This is a genomic window from Kitasatospora sp. NPDC001225 (genome assembly GCF_053597855.1).
Genome location: NZ_JBSFJC010000389.1, coordinates 1 through 2049, shown reverse-complemented (window position 1 = coordinate 2049; position 2049 = coordinate 1). Strand labels below are relative to the sequence as shown.

Below are 2049 nucleotides of genomic sequence, written 5' to 3'. Positions count from 1 at the left end.
GTACTCACCGACCTGCGGGGTGCCCTCGTCGGGCTTGGGCTCGCGGGCGCGGGCCTAAGCGTTCTGGCACCGCCCAACTCGATGTCGGGCCGGGCTCGGTGGCCGACACCAAGGTCGACTACAACCTGGTCGACGACGGGGGCGACGGCGGCTACCTCTGGGCCGGAACGGCCTACCGGCTGCCCGCACTGCAGGCCGCCACCGGCCAGGGCGCCCATGACCTCGCCGACACCGGCGGCAACCTCCGCGGTTCCGTGCCGACGCTGCCGAGCGAGGGCTCCGCAGCGATCGACTCCGGCGATCCGTCCGCACCCGGACTGCCCGATACCGACCTGGCCGGTCGGGCGGTGATCGACGACCCGACGGTGCCGAATGCTCCGGGGGGAGGCCACCGGGACCGCGGAGCGTACGAACGGTACGGTCTGGAGACGGTGCGCGTCGAAGCGGACCTGCGCCAGGGCGCCTACCCGCTGACGGTCAAGGCCACGGCCGACGCCCGCAACGACTGGCCGTCCGACCTGACCTACACCTTCGACTTCGGTGACGGTAGCGCCCCGGTGACCAGCGCGGAGAAGACCGTCCCGCACACCTACACCACCAAGGGCGATTACCAGATCACGACCACCGTCACCGACGGGTTCGGCCAGCGGCTCACCAGTCTCGGAGACGAGTACGGGGCCTACGGGGCCAAGGTGAGGGTGAGCGACCCCGGCCCGGCGAAGGCCGTGCTGGAGGCCACGAACCCGTCCGGGGACTTCCAGTACTACGTCAGCGCCTTGAAGAGCACCGGCCCCTGGCGGATCGCCTCCTACGTGTACGACTTCGGCGACGGCTCGCCGGTCGAGGCGTCGGCCGAGGACTACGCGGGCCACATGTACACCGCGCCCGGCACCTACACCGTCTCGGTCACCGTGACCGACACCGCCGGGCAGACCGACCGGGCCACCACCACGGTCAGCCCGGGCTTCGCCCCGGCGGGCTTCGTCCCGGTGGCTCCGAAGCGGATCTACGACACCCGGGACCCGGTGAACTTCCCCGGCCCCGGCCGTACCGGCGGGATTGGGCCGGGCCAGCACCGGACGATCGCGGCCGGCCTCCCGCAGGGCGCGACCGCGGCGGTCGTGAACATCACCGCCACCGGGGCCACCACGACCACTCACCTGGACACCTCCACCATCGGCGGCTCCCCGTCGGGGACCTCCAGTCTGAACGTCGCCCCGGGCGAGACCGTCGCCAACCTGGTCACCGTGCCGGTCACGGCGACGGGCTACGACAATTTCGGACTCACCAACCACGCCGGCTTCGTCGACGTGGTGGTCGACCTCATGGGCTACTACCTGCCGCAGGCCCAGGACGGCTACGCTCCGCTGCCGCCCACCCGGCTCGCCGACACCCGGCAGTCCGGCACCAAGCCGGGGCCCGGTGCCACGCTGCCGCTGAAGGTCGCCGGCACCGCGGGCGTCCCGTCCGGGGCCACGGCCGTCGCCCTCAACCTGACCGCCACCGAGCCCACCGCGGACGGCTACCTGGCGGCCCGGCCCGGCGGCCAGAGCGGCCGCCCGTCCACGTCCAGCCTGAACTTCCGGCCCGGGCAGACGGTGGCGAACCAGGTGATCGTGCCGCTGGGCGCGGACGGCACGGTGGACGTCTACAACAACGACGGCTCCACCCACGTGATCGCCGATGTCGTCGGCTACTACGGCGGCGGTGCCACGGGCCGGTACAGCCCCGTCATCCCGGTCCGGCTCCAGGACACCCGGACCGCACCGCTGACGGCCCTCGGCCCCGGCGGCGAGACCGCCGTCCGGATCGGCGGGAACGGCCCGGTGCCGGCGAAGGCCGTGGCCGCGGTGGTCAACCTGACCGCGACCGGGACGCTCTCCGACGGGCACGTCATCGCCTACCCGGACCTCGCCCCGGCGCCCGGCACCAGCAACCTCAACTTCCGCGCCGGACAGACCGTGGCCAACCACGCCCAGGTCCCGCTCGGAACGAACGGCGGGATCCGGCTGCGGAACAACTCGGCCGGCGCCGACCTGGTGACCGACC

1 protein-coding gene is annotated in these 2049 nt (G+C 73.0%); it reads left to right on the top strand.

The window, feature by feature from the left end; translation table 11 throughout:
* Positions 1–98: 98 nt before the first annotated feature.
* On the top strand, positions 99–2049 hold a 1951-nt coding region (locus ACWDCZ_RS40760; protein WP_449818647.1), incomplete at its 3' end, for a PKD domain-containing protein.